At 71.7% G+C, this 15,224-nt stretch carries 12 protein-coding genes; 8 read left to right on the forward strand and 4 right to left on the reverse strand.

Annotated features, from left to right (window positions below; genetic code table 11):
* The 7 genes from rho to D7X55_RS21485 form a co-directional block, all read left to right on the forward strand.
* The coding region (gene rho / locus D7X55_RS21455; RefSeq protein WP_233609983.1) for a transcription termination factor Rho at positions 1-1,488 on the forward strand (1,488 nt) is incomplete at its 5' end.
* Positions 1,489-1,546: 58 nt separating this feature from the next.
* A complete protein-coding gene (locus tag D7X55_RS21460; protein ID WP_120552293.1) occupies positions 1,547-1,813 on the forward strand; it encodes a hypothetical protein in 267 nt (88 codons plus the stop codon).
* Positions 1,814-1,817: 4 nt separating this feature from the next.
* Positions 1,818-3,695, forward strand: a complete 1,878-nt coding sequence (locus D7X55_RS21465; RefSeq protein WP_121724050.1) for a DUF4129 domain-containing protein — start codon at positions 1,818-1,820, stop codon at positions 3,693-3,695.
* Complete coding sequence (locus tag D7X55_RS21470; protein WP_121724051.1) at positions 3,688-4,965, forward strand: DUF4350 domain-containing protein; 1,278 nt, start codon at positions 3,688-3,690, stop codon at positions 4,963-4,965. Before D7X55_RS21465 ends, D7X55_RS21470 begins: the two co-directional genes overlap by 8 nt.
* On the forward strand, positions 4,962-5,963 hold the full coding sequence (locus D7X55_RS21475; RefSeq protein ID WP_120552296.1) for a MoxR family ATPase: 1,002 nt from the start codon (positions 4,962-4,964) through the stop codon (positions 5,961-5,963). Before D7X55_RS21470 ends, D7X55_RS21475 begins: the two co-directional genes overlap by 4 nt.
* Positions 5,960-7,267, forward strand: coding sequence for a DUF58 domain-containing protein (locus tag D7X55_RS21480; RefSeq protein WP_120552297.1), 1,308 nt, complete (start codon positions 5,960-5,962; stop codon positions 7,265-7,267). The genes D7X55_RS21475 and D7X55_RS21480 overlap by 4 nt, the downstream gene beginning before the upstream one ends.
* A gap of 8 nt (positions 7,268-7,275) precedes the next feature.
* A complete protein-coding gene (locus tag D7X55_RS21485) occupies positions 7,276-7,788 on the forward strand; it encodes an N-acetyltransferase (protein ID WP_120552298.1) in 513 nt (170 codons plus the stop codon).
* Here D7X55_RS21485 and D7X55_RS21490 read toward each other — a convergent pair.
* The 3 genes from D7X55_RS21490 to D7X55_RS21500 all read right to left on the reverse strand — a co-directional run bounded on the left by D7X55_RS21490 (position 7,785) and on the right by D7X55_RS21500 (position 10,879).
* Positions 7,785-8,222, reverse strand: coding sequence for an inorganic diphosphatase (locus D7X55_RS21490; RefSeq protein ID WP_120552299.1), 438 nt, complete (start codon positions 8,220-8,222; stop codon positions 7,785-7,787). The two genes, D7X55_RS21485 and D7X55_RS21490, sit on opposite strands and share 4 nt — an antisense overlap.
* Entirely contained in the window at positions 8,219-9,208 is a 990-nt protein-coding gene (locus tag D7X55_RS21495; RefSeq protein ID WP_121724052.1) for a stage II sporulation protein M, read from the reverse strand. The genes D7X55_RS21490 and D7X55_RS21495 overlap by 4 nt, the downstream gene beginning before the upstream one ends.
* 102 nt (positions 9,209-9,310) lie before the next feature.
* Entirely contained in the window at positions 9,311-10,879 is a 1,569-nt protein-coding gene (locus D7X55_RS21500) for a bifunctional UDP-sugar hydrolase/5'-nucleotidase (protein ID WP_120552301.1), read from the reverse strand.
* A 51-nt stretch (positions 10,880-10,930) separates the two neighbouring features.
* On the opposite strand from D7X55_RS21500, the gene D7X55_RS21505 reads away from it, so the two are divergent.
* Positions 10,931-12,382 (forward strand): hypothetical protein, encoded by a 1,452-nt coding sequence (locus D7X55_RS21505; RefSeq protein ID WP_147470164.1) that lies wholly within the window; start codon positions 10,931-10,933, stop codon positions 12,380-12,382.
* A gap of 1 nt (position 12,383) precedes the next feature.
* Here the strand turns inward: D7X55_RS21505 and D7X55_RS21510 are convergent, their stop codons facing one another.
* Positions 12,384-15,191: a cyclic nucleotide-binding domain-containing protein gene (locus D7X55_RS21510; protein ID WP_233609984.1), complete on the reverse strand. Its 2,808-nt coding sequence runs from the start codon at positions 15,189-15,191 to the stop codon at positions 12,384-12,386.
* Positions 15,192-15,224 lie beyond the last annotated feature (33 nt).

Below are 15,224 nucleotides of genomic sequence, written 5' to 3' on the forward strand. Positions count from 1 at the left end.
GGCCCCGACGAGGGTGACGCCTCCGCGGGGGGCGCTGCCCAGAACGGCGCCCCTGGAGCCCCCGGCCAGGGCGGCCGCCGCCGCCGCCGCCGCCGCCGCCGTCGTGGCGCGCAGGTGCACTTCACCCCGGAAGGCCAGGCCTACCGCATGACGGCGGGCCCGGACGGGCAGCAGGTCCAGGTCTTCCTGACGCCGCAGGAGCTGGAGCAGTACCGCCAGCGCCAGGCGCAGCAGCAACAGCAGCAGCCCCAGGGCGGCGGCCAGCCGCAGGGCCAGGAGCACCGCCCGCAGGACGGCGGTCAGCCACCGCCGCCGCAGCAACAGCCGCGGCATGAGCACAACCGGCATCAGCAGCAGCGCGGCGGCGGACAGCAGGGCGCGCCGCAGCAGAACCTGGCGCCCGTGGAGGGCGTGCTGGACACGGAGGCCAAGGGCCCCAACGCGTTCCTGCGTCAGGTGAAGCGGAATCTCCTGGCGTCGCCGGACGACCCGGAGCTGCCCAAGAACCTGGTGCAGAAGCTGCGCCTGCGGCAGGGCCAGTACCTCACCGCGTTCGCGCAGATGCGCGGCCACAAGGGCGTCATCCAGAAGGTGGACACGGTGGACGGCCGCCCGCTGGACGGCGCGCCCCGGCTGCCCCACTTCGCGGACCTCACCTCCGTGGACCCCACCGAGCGGCTGAAGCTGGAGAACGGCCACAAGGAGATGGTCACGCGCGTGTTGGACCTCATCGCGCCCATCGGCAAGGGTCAGCGCGCGCTCATCGTCGCCCCGCCCAAGACGGGCAAGACGATCATGCTCCAGCGCATCGCCCAGGCCATCATCCAGAACCACCCGGAGTGCCACGTCATGGTGGTGCTCATCGACGAGCGCCCGGAAGAAGTGACGGACATGCGCCGGAGCATCAAGGCGGAGGTCATCGCCTCCAGCTCGGACCGGCCCACGGGTGACCACCTCAAGGTCGCGGAGCTCGCGCTGGAGCGCGCACGCCGGCTGGTGGAGTCCGGCAAGGACGTCGTCATCCTCCTGGACTCCATCACCCGCCTGGCGCGCGCCTACAACAAGGAGGTCGACAGCTCCGGCCGCACCATGACGGGCGGCGTGGACAGCCGCGCCCTGGAGCGCCCCAAGCGCATCTTCGGCGCCGCGCGCGCGACGGAAGAGGCGGGCTCGCTGACCATCATCGGCACGGCGCTCATCGACACCGGCAGCCGCATGGACGAAGTGATTTTCGAGGAGTTCAAGGGCACGGGTAACTCCGAGGTCACCCTGGACCGCCTGCTCGCGGAGAAGCGCGTCTTCCCGGCCATCAACATCGCCCAGTCCGGCACGCGCAAGGAGGAGAAGCTCTTCACCCTGCGCGAGTACGAGAAGGTGAAGAAGCTGCGGCAGATGCTCTTCGCCGTGAAGCCGGTGGAGGCCATGGAGGCGCTCGTCAAACGGCTCGGCCGGTACACCTACAACGACGAGTTCTTCGACGAGATGTAGGCCGTGCCCGCCCTCGCGGGGGTGGTGTGGCGAGCCCTGGATTGCGTAAGGTGAGCGCATGATTCAGGGCTCGGGCCGCTGCCACTACCACCCGGACCGCGCGGGCCTGGGCGTCTGCGTGGAGTGCCGGCGCGTCATCTGCCGCGAGTGCACCACGCAGTTCGAGGGCATCAACCGCTGCGCCAGCTGCCTCGACACGCGCCGCAAGGCGCTGGAGGGGCCGCCACCCCGGCGCGAGTGGAGCGTGGCGCACGTGGTGCTCGCGCTGCTGGGCGTCGTGCTCGTGTGGGGCGGCGTGCTGCTGGCCGCGCACGCGGTGAGCTAGCGCGATGGCCGTCTCCGCCTTGGAACTGCGCCCCCGGGGTCCGGTGGCCTTGATGGACGCGGCGCTGCGGCTGTGCGCGCGCGACGCGGGCGTGTGGGCCCTCACGCTGCCCGGAGGCGCGGCGGTGGTGGCCGCGCTGCTGCACCTGTGGGACGCCGTGGATCACGGCCGCTCCCCCACCCTGCCCGCGCTGTACGTGACGCTCGCGTGGTTCCTGCGGGGCGTGGGCCAGGGCGCGGCGTGCCACTACGTGCAGGAGGTGCTGCTGGGCGCGAAGGCGGAACCGTCCGTGCGCCAGTCCCTGCGCGCGGCGCTGGGGCGGCTGCCCAGCCTGTTCATCGCAGTGGCGTACCTGGCCATCTTCAACGTGGTGACGCTGACGTTCTCGCTGGGCATCGCGCTGGTGCTGCTGGCGGGGCAGAGCGTGGGCTACGCGGCGACGATGCAGGGCCGGGGCAGCCCGCTGAAGCTCTACGGCACGGGCTCGCGGCTGTTGGGCCCGTCACGCGGGACGGCGCTCGTGGTGCGCTGGCTGATGGGCGTGCAGGTGCTGGTGTTCTTCAACCTGCACGTGGGGCTCAACTTCCTGTTGTACCTCGGGCGTCAGCTCGTGGGCATCGACCTGACGTTCGCGGAGCGGTTCGCGTCGTTGGACAACCCGCCGTGGCTGGTGTTCCTGGTGGCGACGACGTTCGCCCTCTTCGAGCCCCTGCGCGCGGCGACCGCCACGCTGCTGCTGGTGGACGGACGCGTGCGGCAGGAGGGCCTGGACCTGCTGGCCGCCGTGCAGCAACTGCCGGAGCGGAGCACGCAGCGCGGAAGCCTCGCGTCGAAGGGCGTGGCCGCGGCCCTGATGCTGGTGACGGGCCTGCTCGTCGCCGCCCCCGCGACGGTGGAAGCCGAGCCCGTGGACCGCAAGGCCGTGCGCGCCCGGCTGGTGAAGGTCGCGACGGAGTGCGAGCTGCCGGAACTCGTGGAGGGCCCGGCGCTGAAGGACTTCGACGCGCTGGACGCGCGAGAAGCCATCAAGCTGGAGCGCTTCGTCCGCCGCCTGGAGCAGCAGGCGTACGACGATGAGGACTGCGAGAGCGCGGGTGTGACGCTGGAGGAAGGCCTCACGCAGGTGACGGCCACGGCCGAGGCCCAGGCGCGCGCGGACGCGAGGGCCGCGACGGACCGGGCGCGGGCCATCCTCGCGCGGCCGGAGTTCCAGGAGCGCCCGGAGAAGGCCCCGGCCGAACCCAAGGAGGAAGAAGTCCCTCCGCCGGAGTCCAGCTGGTGGCGCCGCTTCATCGACAAGCTGGGCGCGTGGCTGCGCGACTTCTTCAAGCGCCACAACCCCGAGCCCCGGTCTCGGGACACGGCCCTGCCCGTGAGCGGCGGCGCGGCGGCGAACGCCCTCGTCGTGATGCTGGTCGCGCTGACGCTGGCGGTGCTGGGGGTGGTGGTCGTGAGCATCCTCAAGCGCAAGCGCGCGGACACGGGCCCGGCGCTGGAGGTGAGCACCGTGGACGCGGCGGCGCTCGCAGGCAGCGCGAACCATGCGCTGTCACGTCCGCCAGAAGGCTGGGCGCACCTGGCGGACGCGCTGGCCGCGAAGGGCGAGTACCGCGAGGCGGTGCGCAACCTGTACCTCGCGCTCCTGTCGCGCCTGCACCGCGACGGCGCCATCCACTACGACGAGACGCTGTCCAACTGGGACTACCTGCGCGCGTTCCGGGGCCGCCCGGAGGTGAAGGCCCCGTTCCGCGAGCTGACGCGCCGCTTCGACTTCGCCTGGTACGGCAACGTGCCCGTGGGTGCCGACGGCTACACCGAGTTCCGCGCCATCACCGCCCCGCTGCTCGCCGCGCCGCCCGCGCAGGAGGCCGCCGGTGCGTGACCGCTTCCCGTTGCTGGTGCTGGGCAGCCTGCTCCTCGCGGGCGTGCTGGGGGCGTTCCTGGTGCGGGGCGCCCAGCGCGGCGGCTTCGCGGATCCGCTGTCCACCTTCCGCGCGGAACCGGACGGCGCGCGCGCCCTGTACCTGCTCGCGCAGGAGAGCGGCCTGCCGGTGACGCGCAACATGGCGGACCTGCGCCTGCTCTCCGGCAAGGGCGCGCTGGTGCTGCTCGCCGTGGAGGTCCAGGACTCGCACGAGGAGGATCCGGATCAGACCCGGCTCGCCTCGGATCCGGACGCGGGCGTCAATGACGAAGAGGCGCCGCACCAGGGCTTCAACGCCCTGCGCGCGCAGCAGCTGGACGACACCGAGGTGGAGCGCGTGCTGGCCCATGTCCGCGCCGGGGCCTCGCTCGTGTACGTGCCGTGGGGCTCGCGGGAGAACGCGCTCCTGGATGAGCTGGGCGTGAAGCTGGACAAGGCGGACGTGACGCTGCCCATGCGCACGCTGGTGCCTCCGCTGCCCACGCCGTACACGCTGGGCGTGGAGCGCGTGGAGGCGAAGGTCCAGGCCTATCTGCGGCTCCCGGAGGGCGCCATCACCGTGCTGGAGGATGAGCGCCTGGGCTTCCCCGTGGCGGCGGTGATTCCAGCGGGCCTGGGCCGGGTGCTGGTGGTGGGCGCCCCGGAGCTCGCGATGAACCCGGCGCTCACGCGGGCGGACAACGCGCAGTTCTGGCTGAGCGCGCTGGGCGCCATGGGCCCCGGCCCCTTCGCCTTCGACGAGTTCCACCACGGCTTCACCAACGAGCGCTCGCTCGTGGACTTCGCGCGCAGATACGGCCTGCACTTCGCCGTCGCGCAGCTGCTCCTGGGCGTGGTGCTGTGGGCGGGCGCGCTGAAGCGCTTCGGCCGGCCCCTGCCTCCGTCCGAGTCCATGCGCGTGGGCGCCACGGACGCCCTCTTCGCCATGAGCCGCCTGTACCGCGAGGGCCAGCACCACGGCTTCACGGCGGGGCTGATCTCCCGCGGCCTCACGCAGCAGCTGGCACCGCTCGCGGGCCTGCCTTCGCACTCCACCGCCGCCGCCGTCGCGGAAGGGCTGCGCACGCGCGGTCGCCAGGACCTGGCGAACGGGCTGCTCGACGTGGCCCACAAGGCGGAGCACGTCCAGAGGGACGCGGACCTGCAGGACCTCGCCACCTCCGCCGCGCTCGTGCGCGAGCGCATCCACCCCGCCGGCACCGGCCGGCACCGCCCCGGAACCTCATGAACGCCCCGCCCTTCTCCCCTCCTCCCTTCCCGGACAGCGGCAACGCCGTGCGGTCCGCGAACGCCATCCGCGAGGGCGTCCTCTCGGAGGTGCGCAAGGCCGTGGTCGGGCAGGACGAACCGCTGGAGCTGATGCTCTGCGGGCTCGTGGCCGGTGGGCACATCCTCCTGGAGGGCGTGCCCGGCGTGGCCAAGACGCTGATGGCCAAGGCGCTGTCGCGCAGCGTGGGCGCGGACTTCAAGCGCATCCAGTTCACGCCGGACCTGATGCCCGCGGACATCCTGGGCACCAGCGTCTTCGACCTGAAGTCGCAGGCCTTCGTGCTCGCGAGGGGGCCCATCTTCACGGACCTGCTGCTGGCGGACGAAATCAACCGCGCCCCGGCGAAGACGCAGTCCGCGCTGCTGGAGGCCATGCAGGAGCGCGCCGTGTCGCTGGAGGGCAAGAACCTCCAGCTGTCGCCCATGTTCACGGTGTTCGCCACGCAGAACCCGGTGGAATCGGAAGGCACGTACCCGCTGCCCGAGGCGCAGCTGGACCGCTTCCTGTTGAAGATCGACGTGGGCTACCCCGCGCCGGAGGAGGAGGACGCCATCCTCGAGTCCGTGCACCGGGGCTTCGACGCGGGCGACCTGGCGCGCGCGGGCGTGAACGCGGCGGTGACGAAGGACGACCTGCTCCAGGCGCGCGCGGCGCTCAACACCGTCAACGTGGAGCAGCCGGTCCTCGGTTACATCCGCAAGCTGGTGGCGGCGACGCGCAGCTCCCCCAACATCCGCCTGGGAGCCGGCCCTCGCGCGGGCGTGCACCTGCTGCTCGCGTCCAAGGCGCTGGCGGCGCTGCGGGGCCGCGACTTCGTCACCCCGGACGACGTGCGCTTCCTGGTGGGCCCGGTGCTGCGCCACCGGCTGCTCCTGTCGCCGGACGCGGAGCTGGACGGGGCCACGCCCGCGGACGTGCTGCGCGAGGTGGTCCAGGGCGTCGAGGTCCCCCGGTGATTCCCTCCGAGCGCCTGTGGGGGCTGCTCGCCCTGCTCGCGCTGCCCATGGCGCTGGCGGGCTTCTTTCCGGGCCTGGGCGGCGCGGTGCTGGCCTTGGACGCGCTGGCCGTGGCGCTGGCGGCGTTCGACTTCCTCCAGGCCCGCCGCGTGCGGCTGGAGGTGGAGCGCCTGCTGCCGGAGCGCCTCAACGTGGGCGTGGCCAATCGGGTCGAGCTGCGGCTGGTGCACCGGGGCGGCGGCACGGTGGAGGTGCGCGTGAAGGACGACGCGCCCGCCTCGTTCACCACCGAGCCCTCGGAGGCCACGCTGCGCCTCACGCCGGACAGCCAGACGCAGTGGGTGTACCGGGCCACGCCCTCGAAGCGAGGCAAGTTCAGCTTCGGCGCCATTCACGTGCGCGTGCGAGGCCCGCTGGGACTCGTCTCGCACGAGCGGGCCTTCCCCGCCGAGCGCAGCGTGTCGGTGTACCCGGACCTGCGAGGCGCGCGGAGGCTGCTGTTGTCGGGCGCGGCGCTGGACCTGGTGAACCTGGGCCTGCGGCAGCTGCGGCGCGACGGCCAGGGCAGCGAGTTCGCGCGCCTGCGCGACTACGCCCAGGGCGACAGCGTGCGAGACGTCGACTGGAAGGCCACCGCGCGCCGGGGCCGGCCGGTGACGCGGGTGCTGGAGTCGGAGCGTTCGCAGGCGTTGATCATCTGCGTGGACGCCGGGCGCTCCATGGCGGCGCAGGTGGACGGCCTCACCAAGTTGGATCACGCGGTGAACGCGGCGCTGTTCCTCGCCTTCGTGGCCATCCGCAACGGAGACCGCGTGGGACTGGCGCTCTTCGCTGACGGAGTGAAGGCCTACCTGCCGCCCGCGGCGGGCCGGGGCCAGTACCGCAAGCTGGTGGACACGCTCTACTCCGCGACGCCCAGCCTCACGTACGTGGACTACCTGGCGCTCTTCAAGGAGCTGAACGTGCGCCTCAACCGGCGCAGCCTGCTGTGCGTCTTCACGGACTTCCTCGACGAGGAGCAGGCCGGAACGCTGGTGGCCCCGCTGCACCGGCTGGCCCGCCGCCACGTCCCGCTGTGTCTGTCCGTGAAGGACACGGCGCTCCAGAAGCTCCTGCGCACGCCGCCTTCAGGCCCCGAGGAGGCCTTCCAGCACGCGGTGGCATCGGAGCTGCTCACGGACCGCGAAGTGCTCAAGGCCCGCGTGAGCAGGGGCGGCGTGCAGATGCTGGACGTGGCACCGGATGAGCTGAGCCTCGCGGCGGTGAACCGGTATCTCGACATCAAGGCGCGCGGCGTCCTGTAGGAGGCAGCATGTTCGGGACGGCGGACCTCTCTGCGGAGTTGGTAGGCGACAGCGAGACGCACGTCCTGCAACCACTCCTCGACCGCTGCGAGGACTATCACCAGCTCGTCTACGGCCGGCCCGCGCTACCGGATCAGGCCCGGAACATCCCGAGTGAACGGCCGCCAGGGCTCGCCCCTGGCCAGGCCCACCTCATCGCCCTCCGGGATGCGCAAGGCGGCCTCGCGGGGGTGCTCGAAGCGCTGCGTGACTTCCCGGCACAGGGTGAGTGGTACATCGGCCTGCTGCTCCTCGCCCCGGAGGCCCGGGGACAGGGCCGGGGCGAAGCCGTGCTCAGCGCCTACGAAGCCCACGTGCGAGCCCACGGCGGCCGGCTGCTGCGGCTGGCGGTGGTGGAGCACAACACGGCCGGACGCCGCTTCTGGGAGCGCGTGGGATTCCAGCCGGAACAGTGGGTGGGGCCCATCGAGCATGGGCTCAAGCGGAACCGGGTCCTGAAGATGACCAAGTCGCTCGACTAGACGCCCTCGCGAAGCCAGCCCACGAAGCGAGTATCCGGCACGTCGCCGCGCACGCGGTGCAAACCCCGCTTGAACAACGCATAGACGCGGAAGAAGCGCTCCAGTCCCGCGCGCTCGGAGGCCGTCATCGGGTGCGTCCCGCACACCACCTTCGGGTCGCCCTTCCCCGCGTCGATGAAGCCCAGCACGGCCACCACCGGCACACGCACGCGCTGGCCCTGGGACAGCCGCGGCCCCAGCACCACCGCGTCCAGCGGGTCCCCGTCATCCGACAGCAGACCCGGAATGGACCCGTAGTTGTACGGACACGGCAGCGGCGACACGAAGTCCACCGAACCATCCGCGCGCCGCTTCACCATGGAGAAGCGCGGGCATTCAATCAGCACCTCCGGCTCGCGCGGCAACGGAGGCACGGCCAGGTCCGGCCCGCTCATCCCTCACTCCGCCGGCCGCGCACCCAGTCCGACAGCAGGTACGCGTAGACACCCGTCCCCACCGTGAGCGCGAACGAAATCTTGAAGGCCACCGACAGCTTCGGCGGATGGATCTGCGACACCGTGCCTTCGATGAAGCCCGCCAGCACGAACAGCACCAGCGTGCCGAACAGCAGCTTCACCGCCGTCACCGCCTCCTTGCGCAGCGCCTGCCCGCGAGACAACCCACCCGGCGCCACCATGCCCCGCGCGATGACGAGCCCCGCCGCGCCCGCGATGCAGATGGCGGAAATCTCCGGGATGCCGTGCGGGAGAATCCACGCCCAGAACCACCCCGTCATCCCCTTCGCCGCGTACACCTGCGCGAGCGCCCCCAGGAACAGGCCGTTGGTGAACAGCATCACCGCCGTGCCCAGCCCCAGCGTGATGCCCAGCGCGAACGCCAGGAAGGCCACCTGGATGTTGTGCGTGAAGAGGAACGAGGAGAACTGCGCCTGTTCCTCCACGGACAGCCCCTTGCCCGCGGCCTCGTCCGCCGCGCGCTTCACCGGGTCCAGGTTCAGGTGCTGCTCCGGCACCAGGTAGTGCGCCGCGTCCGGATCCACCACCATGCCCACGTAGCCGAAGCCCGCGCCCGCCAGGAACAGCAGCACGGACGCCACGTACATGCGCCACTCGTGGTGCAGCAGCGCCGGGAAGCCCCGCGCGACGAACGCCCACACGTCCGCGAACCGGGGACGGCGGCCCGGGTACGTCAGCGCGTACGCACGGCCCACCAGGTCGTTGAGGTACGCGCTCACGTCCGCGGAGCCACTGCGCGCGCGCACCCACAACAGGTCGCTGGAGACGGCGCGGTACAGCTTCCCCAGCGAGCGGGCCTCGTCCAGGCTCAGCCTGCGCAGCCCCTCGCCCTCGGACTTGTCCAGCAGCGTCTCCAGCTGCTGCCAGCGCGGCCGCCGCGTCTCGATGAACTCCGCCATCTCCATGCGCCCACTCTAACCGAGCGCCGGAAACGGCGAGGCGCCGGCCGCCCTCCCCGCTTCAAGGGAGGACTCCGGCGCCCCGGTGCTTCAGGACCTCGGGAAGCGCTACTTGACCAGCTTCTCGAGCGGCTTCTTCTCGGAGGAGGCCTGGGCCTCGGTCCACTCGACGACGGGCGTCTGCCACGCCATGCCCGTCTCCTCCGGGTCCGAGTCCAGCTTCTCGAAGTCGAAGCCGTCACCGCCGAAGTACAGGTACTCCACCGTGGCCACGGTGTACTCCTTCTTCGGATCCAGCGGCTTGCCCTGGGCGTCCTTGAACTTGCCCTTGCCCGCCTGGGTGAAGCCGGCCACGAGCGCGTCCGGGTTCGCCAGCTGCTTGGCCAGGTCCTCGCCCTTGAGCTTCACGGTGAGCAGCGAGTTCTCGAACGGGAGCGCCGAGTACACGCTGCCCAGCGTCACGTCACCCTTCGGCAGGCCGTTGCGGATGCCGCCCTTGTTGAGGATGGCCGCGTCGGTGTTGAGCTGCGAGCGCACCGCGCCCGCCACCCACTTCGCCATCAGCGGCGAGTCCAGCGGGATGCCCGCCTGGGTGAAGCCGATCTTCCGGCCCAGTGCCTGATCCACCTTCGTCTGCCATTCGGCAATGCGCTTCGCCGTCTCCGCGTCCGGCGTGCCGCCCGACACCTGGACGACCTTCGTGTCCACGCCGGTCACCTTCTGGCCCGCGCCCTTCGCCGGGTCGAACTTGAACTGCGCGCGCAGGTACGACTCGAAGCCGCGGCCCAGCGACGCGTACGTGGTGTCACCTTCCGTCTTCACGGCCGGGGCGTCCGTGCCGCAGCGGCCGCCGGCCACCAGCGACACCTTCCAGTCCGCGTGCTTCGCCAGCACCGGCTGCAGGTCCGTGGGGCACTGGTCCGCCAGCACCACCACCACGTCCGCGCCCGCCTTGCGCGCCTCGGGGATGGCCGCGTTGAGCGCGTCCTCGTTGGGCGTGATCTCCAGGCCTTCCGCGCGGCCGGACATCGCCGTGCGCACCGTCTTCTGCGACGTCAGGCCCACCACCGCAATCTTCAGGCCCCGGCGTTCGTAGACCTGGAACGCGGGCATGGACAGGTCCTTGGCCAGCGACGCGTCCGTCACCTTCAGGTTCGCCGCCAGGAAGGGGAAGCCCCCGGCCGCGCGGTTCTTCAGGAAGGAATCCTTGGCGTACGACAGCTCGTGGTTGCCCAGCGCGGAGGCCGCATAGCCCATGTGCCCCATCACTTCGGCCGTCGGAGCACCCAGGAAGAAGGAGGAGATGGCCGGGCCCGTCCACAGGTCGCCCGTCGTCAGGGCGAGCGTGCCGGCATCCGGGCAGGTGGCCTGGCCGTCCTTCAGCGGACCCGCACAGTGCTTTTCATCATTCACCCAGCGGCCCATCAGCTCCGCGGCGCCGCCCTTGCCTTCAACGGGCAGGAGCTGGCCACGGGCGTTGCCGGTGACGAGCACCGTCACTTCATTGGGCACGGCGGGCTTCGCGGGCTCGGCGGCGGGAGGCGTGGCCGGAGCCGGCGGGGGAGTCTTCTCACAACCCGCGAGGGCTCCCAGGGCGAGGACCAGCGCGCCGGACGACAGCGTGAGCTGGCGGGTAGGACGACGGAAGGGACGCAGCGAGAGGAGGTTCGGGTTCACGGCCGGGCCTTTAGCACATCCCCGACGTGGTAGCGTGACGCAATGACGGGCATGAAAGGCAAGGATTCCGAGCCTTTAGGAGAGGAGAAGGACGGCAGGTCTCCCAGTGGCCAGGGAGCTTCCCGGGGCCGGAACTTCGCCTCCGAGCTGTGGGGCGAGGTCCGCGAAGGCGCCGAGCACTTCCAATCCAGGAAGGGTCACCTGCCCAAGGGCCGCGTCCGCCAGTTCTTCTACGGCATGACCCTGCCCTTCCACGTCGCCCGGGTCACCCTGGCGAACCCGGCGGTCCGCGCCACCTACGTGAAGGTGACCGCGATCCAGACGGCGTTCCTGCTGGCCATCGGCGCGGGCTGGGCCTTCCACGAGTACGACGGGCAGGAGCGCAGGAAGCGGCCGGAGACGGCTGAAACGCGTGCCGCGAAGGAGCGGGCGCAGGCCCGTATCGAGGCGCGGGCGAAGGAGCTGGAGGCCGCGCTGAAGGCCCGGAAGGGCCAGGGCGAGGAGAAGGAGGACGCGGCCGCCGTGAAGAATGCGCTGAGCGCGCTCATCCATGAGGCCGTCAACTCTGGCAAGCAGGGCGAGCTGCCTCCGGACGAAGCCGCCGCTGTCGCCGCGGAAGCGGCGGAACAGGCCGAGGAAGCGGTCCCGGACACGGAGGACGCCGAGGAAGAGTCGTTCACCGACTTCATCCAGACGGAGGTCGAGTCCGCCTTCCGGGACGCGGTCGACGTCTCGCAGGAGGAGGCCAGGGGCCTCCGCATCCAGAAGGAGCCCCAGAAGAAGGGCTTCAACATCGACGCGCCGGAGGTGCGCAACGGCATCCTCCTCCTGGGCAGCTGGGAGTTCTGGGCGCTCTTCTTCGGCTCGTTGAGCGCGGTGCAGTGGATCGTCGTCGCCCTGTCGCGCGACTACCACACGGTCATCTCACGCGAGGCCAGCCTCGCCACCGGCGTGCCCCCCGAGGACCCCGACATCGCCCCGCGCGTGCGCCTCAACGTCCCGTGGATGCGCGCCAAGCTCCAGCGCCGCATCAGGGCGTTCCTGCTGTTCGTGATGGGCTTCCCCGCGCTGGTGCTGCTGTGCATCCCCCTGTGCTGGTTCCCGAAGTCCTTCACCCTCCTCAGCAGCGCCTGGGGCTTCTGGTGGCTGATCGTCTTCACCGCCGCCAAGAGCGACCGCGCCTGGATGGCGCCCGTCACCCGTCCGCCCTGGTTCGTGCGCGCCTGGAGCCGGCTGCCCACGCATGGGGCCCTGCGCTGGATGATGACGGGGCTCGCGCGGCGCTCGGAGGCCGTCGCCGCGCCCATCGCCGCAGTGGAGCGTCAGCCGTGGGTCTTCGCGGGGCTCGCGCTCACGCGGTTCGTGGGCAGCATCCCGCCGTTCCGCTGCTTCACGCGGCCGTTCATCCCGGTGGCCTCGTCGCACCTCATCGGGCTGGACCCGATGCAGCCGCCCGCGCTCAAGAAGGGCGAGTCGCCGCCCGCGCACGACGCGGGGGACTGACTCACACGTCGGAGGGCGCGTTGCCTTCGGGGGGCAGGCCGCCAATGCCCTCCAGCGGAACATGGGGTTGCTGGGGCGCGCCCAGCTCCAGCCGCTGGCCCTCCTCGCGGCGGGCGGGCAGGTCGATGACGCTCTGGAGCTGCTGGCTCACGGAGCGGAAGAAGCCGGTGAGCAGCTCCGGCCGGTCCGCCAAGAGGTCCAGGAAGTCGCGCCGGTCGATGACGAGCACGCGCGTGTCCACCGCGGCCACCATGTCCGTGGGACGGGGCGCGCCGTCGAGCAGGCTCACTTCGCCGATGGCCTCCTTCGCCTGGAAGCGCAGCACGTGCTCGCCGTTGCGGAACGCGTCCACCGCGCCCTCGACGATGACGTAGAGCGCGTCGCCCGGGTCGCCCTGGCTGTAGAGCCGCTGGCCCGTCTTGAAGGATTGCTCGCGCGCCACCTCCGCGATGGCGGCGATGTCGTCCACGTCGCTCTGCGAGAAGACGCTCACGCCCTCCAGGGCGAACATCCGTTGGACGATGGTATCGCTCATGTCACCTTCCTGCGGGAGCACATCCAGGCCGTTCACCCGCGCCACGTGGCGGGCGCACGCGCGCAGCACCAGGTCCTCGCTCTGCACCAGCCCCGCCAGCCGCCGCCACAGCCGGCCCGGCGCTCCGGGCGGCAGCTCGCGGTGGTGGGCCTCCACCTGCTCCATCACCAGCTCGCGCTCCTCCTGCGCCACCAGGTTCTCCAGCAGCTCCAGCGCATAGGCGCGCCGGCGCGAGTCGGTGCCCACCAGGTGCTGGTGGATGCGGCGCATGGCCTGCGGCGGGTGCAACAGGCCCAGGAGGAAGAACGACAGCTCCAGCGCCTGATCCAACCGGTCCCCCACCGCGCGCGTCAGCAGCGACTGGGGCCCCAGCGCCGCCTGCACGTCGCGGAAGGCCCCCACCAGCTGGCGGTACGTGTCGCGGCGGCGGCCCAGCGCCTCGTGGATGCGGTCCACGTCCACCGGGTGGTCCGGCTGCTCTTCACGCAAACGCGACAGCTGCGCGCCAATGCGGAAGTGCAGCGCCGCGTCGTCGCGCACGTTGGAGAACAGGAGCGCGTTGAGCGCCGCGGAGGAACCGATGCCGCGCAGCACGCGGGGCAGCTGCATCCGCATGGCCAGCGGCGCGGCCTTGTTGTTGAGCTGCAGCTCCAGCAGCGGCGTCACCGCGTCGCCCAGCTGCACCAGCGACTCACGCGCGGAGGGACGCTCCTCGCGCCAGCCCAGGAACGGCAGCAGGCGCGGCGCCAGCTCCACGTAGCCGCCCTCCCCCACCGCCACCAGCGCCACGCGCCGCACGGAGAGGTCCATGTCCTCCAGGTAGAGCGACAGCTGCCCCGCGAAGCGAGGGTCCTTCAGCCGGCCCAACAGCCGCGCCACCTCGCGCCGCTCGGCCACCGGAGCGTGGTCCCCCTTCGACAGGAGCTCGCGCAGGGACTCCAGCGCCGCGGAGTTGCCCTGCGTGCGCATCAGCGCGCCAATGGCCGCGCAGCGCAGGCCCACGTCGGGGCTGGTGAGCAGCGGCGGCAACAGCCGCTCCGCGCGCTCCGGGGACAGCCGCGCCAGCGCCCACACGGCCTGATCACGAGGGCGCCGGGGCCCCTCCTCCACCAGCCGCTCCAGCATGGGCGCCAGCTCGCGCGCCTCCATGGACAGGGCCAGCGTCACGCCGCGCTCCTGCACGCGCTCGTGGGGGTGGGAGAGCAGCGACGCCAGGTGCTGCCGCAGGGGCGAGGCCTCCGCGTGCTCCAGCATGTCCACCGCGCGCAGCACGCGCTCCGGCGTGGGCGCGCCGAGCGCCTCCACCAGCAGCTTCTGCGCCTCGCCGCCCAGCTCCACCTCTTCCTCTTCGTGGGCGCCCACCTGCTCGCCCAGCGCCGTGAGGTACGCGGGCTTGAGCCGCACGAGCAACAGGCCCAGCGCGGCGCACAGCCCCACCACCGCCACCGCCATGGTGATGCCGTTGGCGCCCCGGCCCGCGCCGATGAGCAGCAGGCCCGCCAGCACCACGCCACCCTTGCGCAAGAGCCCTTCCACCGCGCTGCGAAGCCCCTCGCGCTGCTCGTCCGGCACCGCCGCGTAGAGCAGCTGGATGCCCACGGGCAGGATGGAGTAGCTCACCGCCGTCTCCACCAGCCGCAACAGATGCACCGGCCACAGCTGCCCGGTGGCCAGCGTGGCGCCCGCCAGCGGCGCGAGCACCAGGGGCACCAGTGCCAGGTACATGAGCAGGCCCATGCGCTTGAGCAGCCGCTGCGCGACGAGCAGCTGGAAGGCCACGCAGAACAGGCCAATCCACAGCTGCAGCGACCCGAACAGCGCCGCCAGCCCGTCCTCGCTCAGCGTGCCCTCCACGCGCAGGCGGAAGAGGTAGTCCACGAAGGACGACAGCACGGCGAACGCGATGCCCAGCGCCGCCAGCACCTGCGCGTACGGGCTCTCCCCCAGGTAGCTCCACGCCGGGAACCACGCCTGCAGGGAGCGCGTGCGCGACGGCTGTGCCGCTTCCCCCTTGTGCAGGTGGTGGAAGATGGCGCCCGCGGCCAGCAGGTTCACCGCGCCGCTCACCACCACCGCGGGCGTGCCCAGCCGCACCGCCAGGGCCTGCACCAAAAGGCCACCCGCGATGCCGCCGCCCATGCCGAAGCCGTTGAGCACCGTGAAGGCCCGGCGCGCCTCGCGCGCGTCGAACTCGGAGGCCATGCGGCCCCAGAAGCGGAACGACACGAACGTGCTGAAGCAGTCCGCGAAGAGGTAGAGTGCCCGCGCCGGCATGCGATGCCCCGCGGCTGTCTCGTATACACATCT

This window comes from Corallococcus sp. AB049A, assembly GCF_003668885.1.
GTDB classification, from domain to species: Bacteria; Myxococcota; Myxococcia; order Myxococcales; family Myxococcaceae; genus Corallococcus; species Corallococcus interemptor.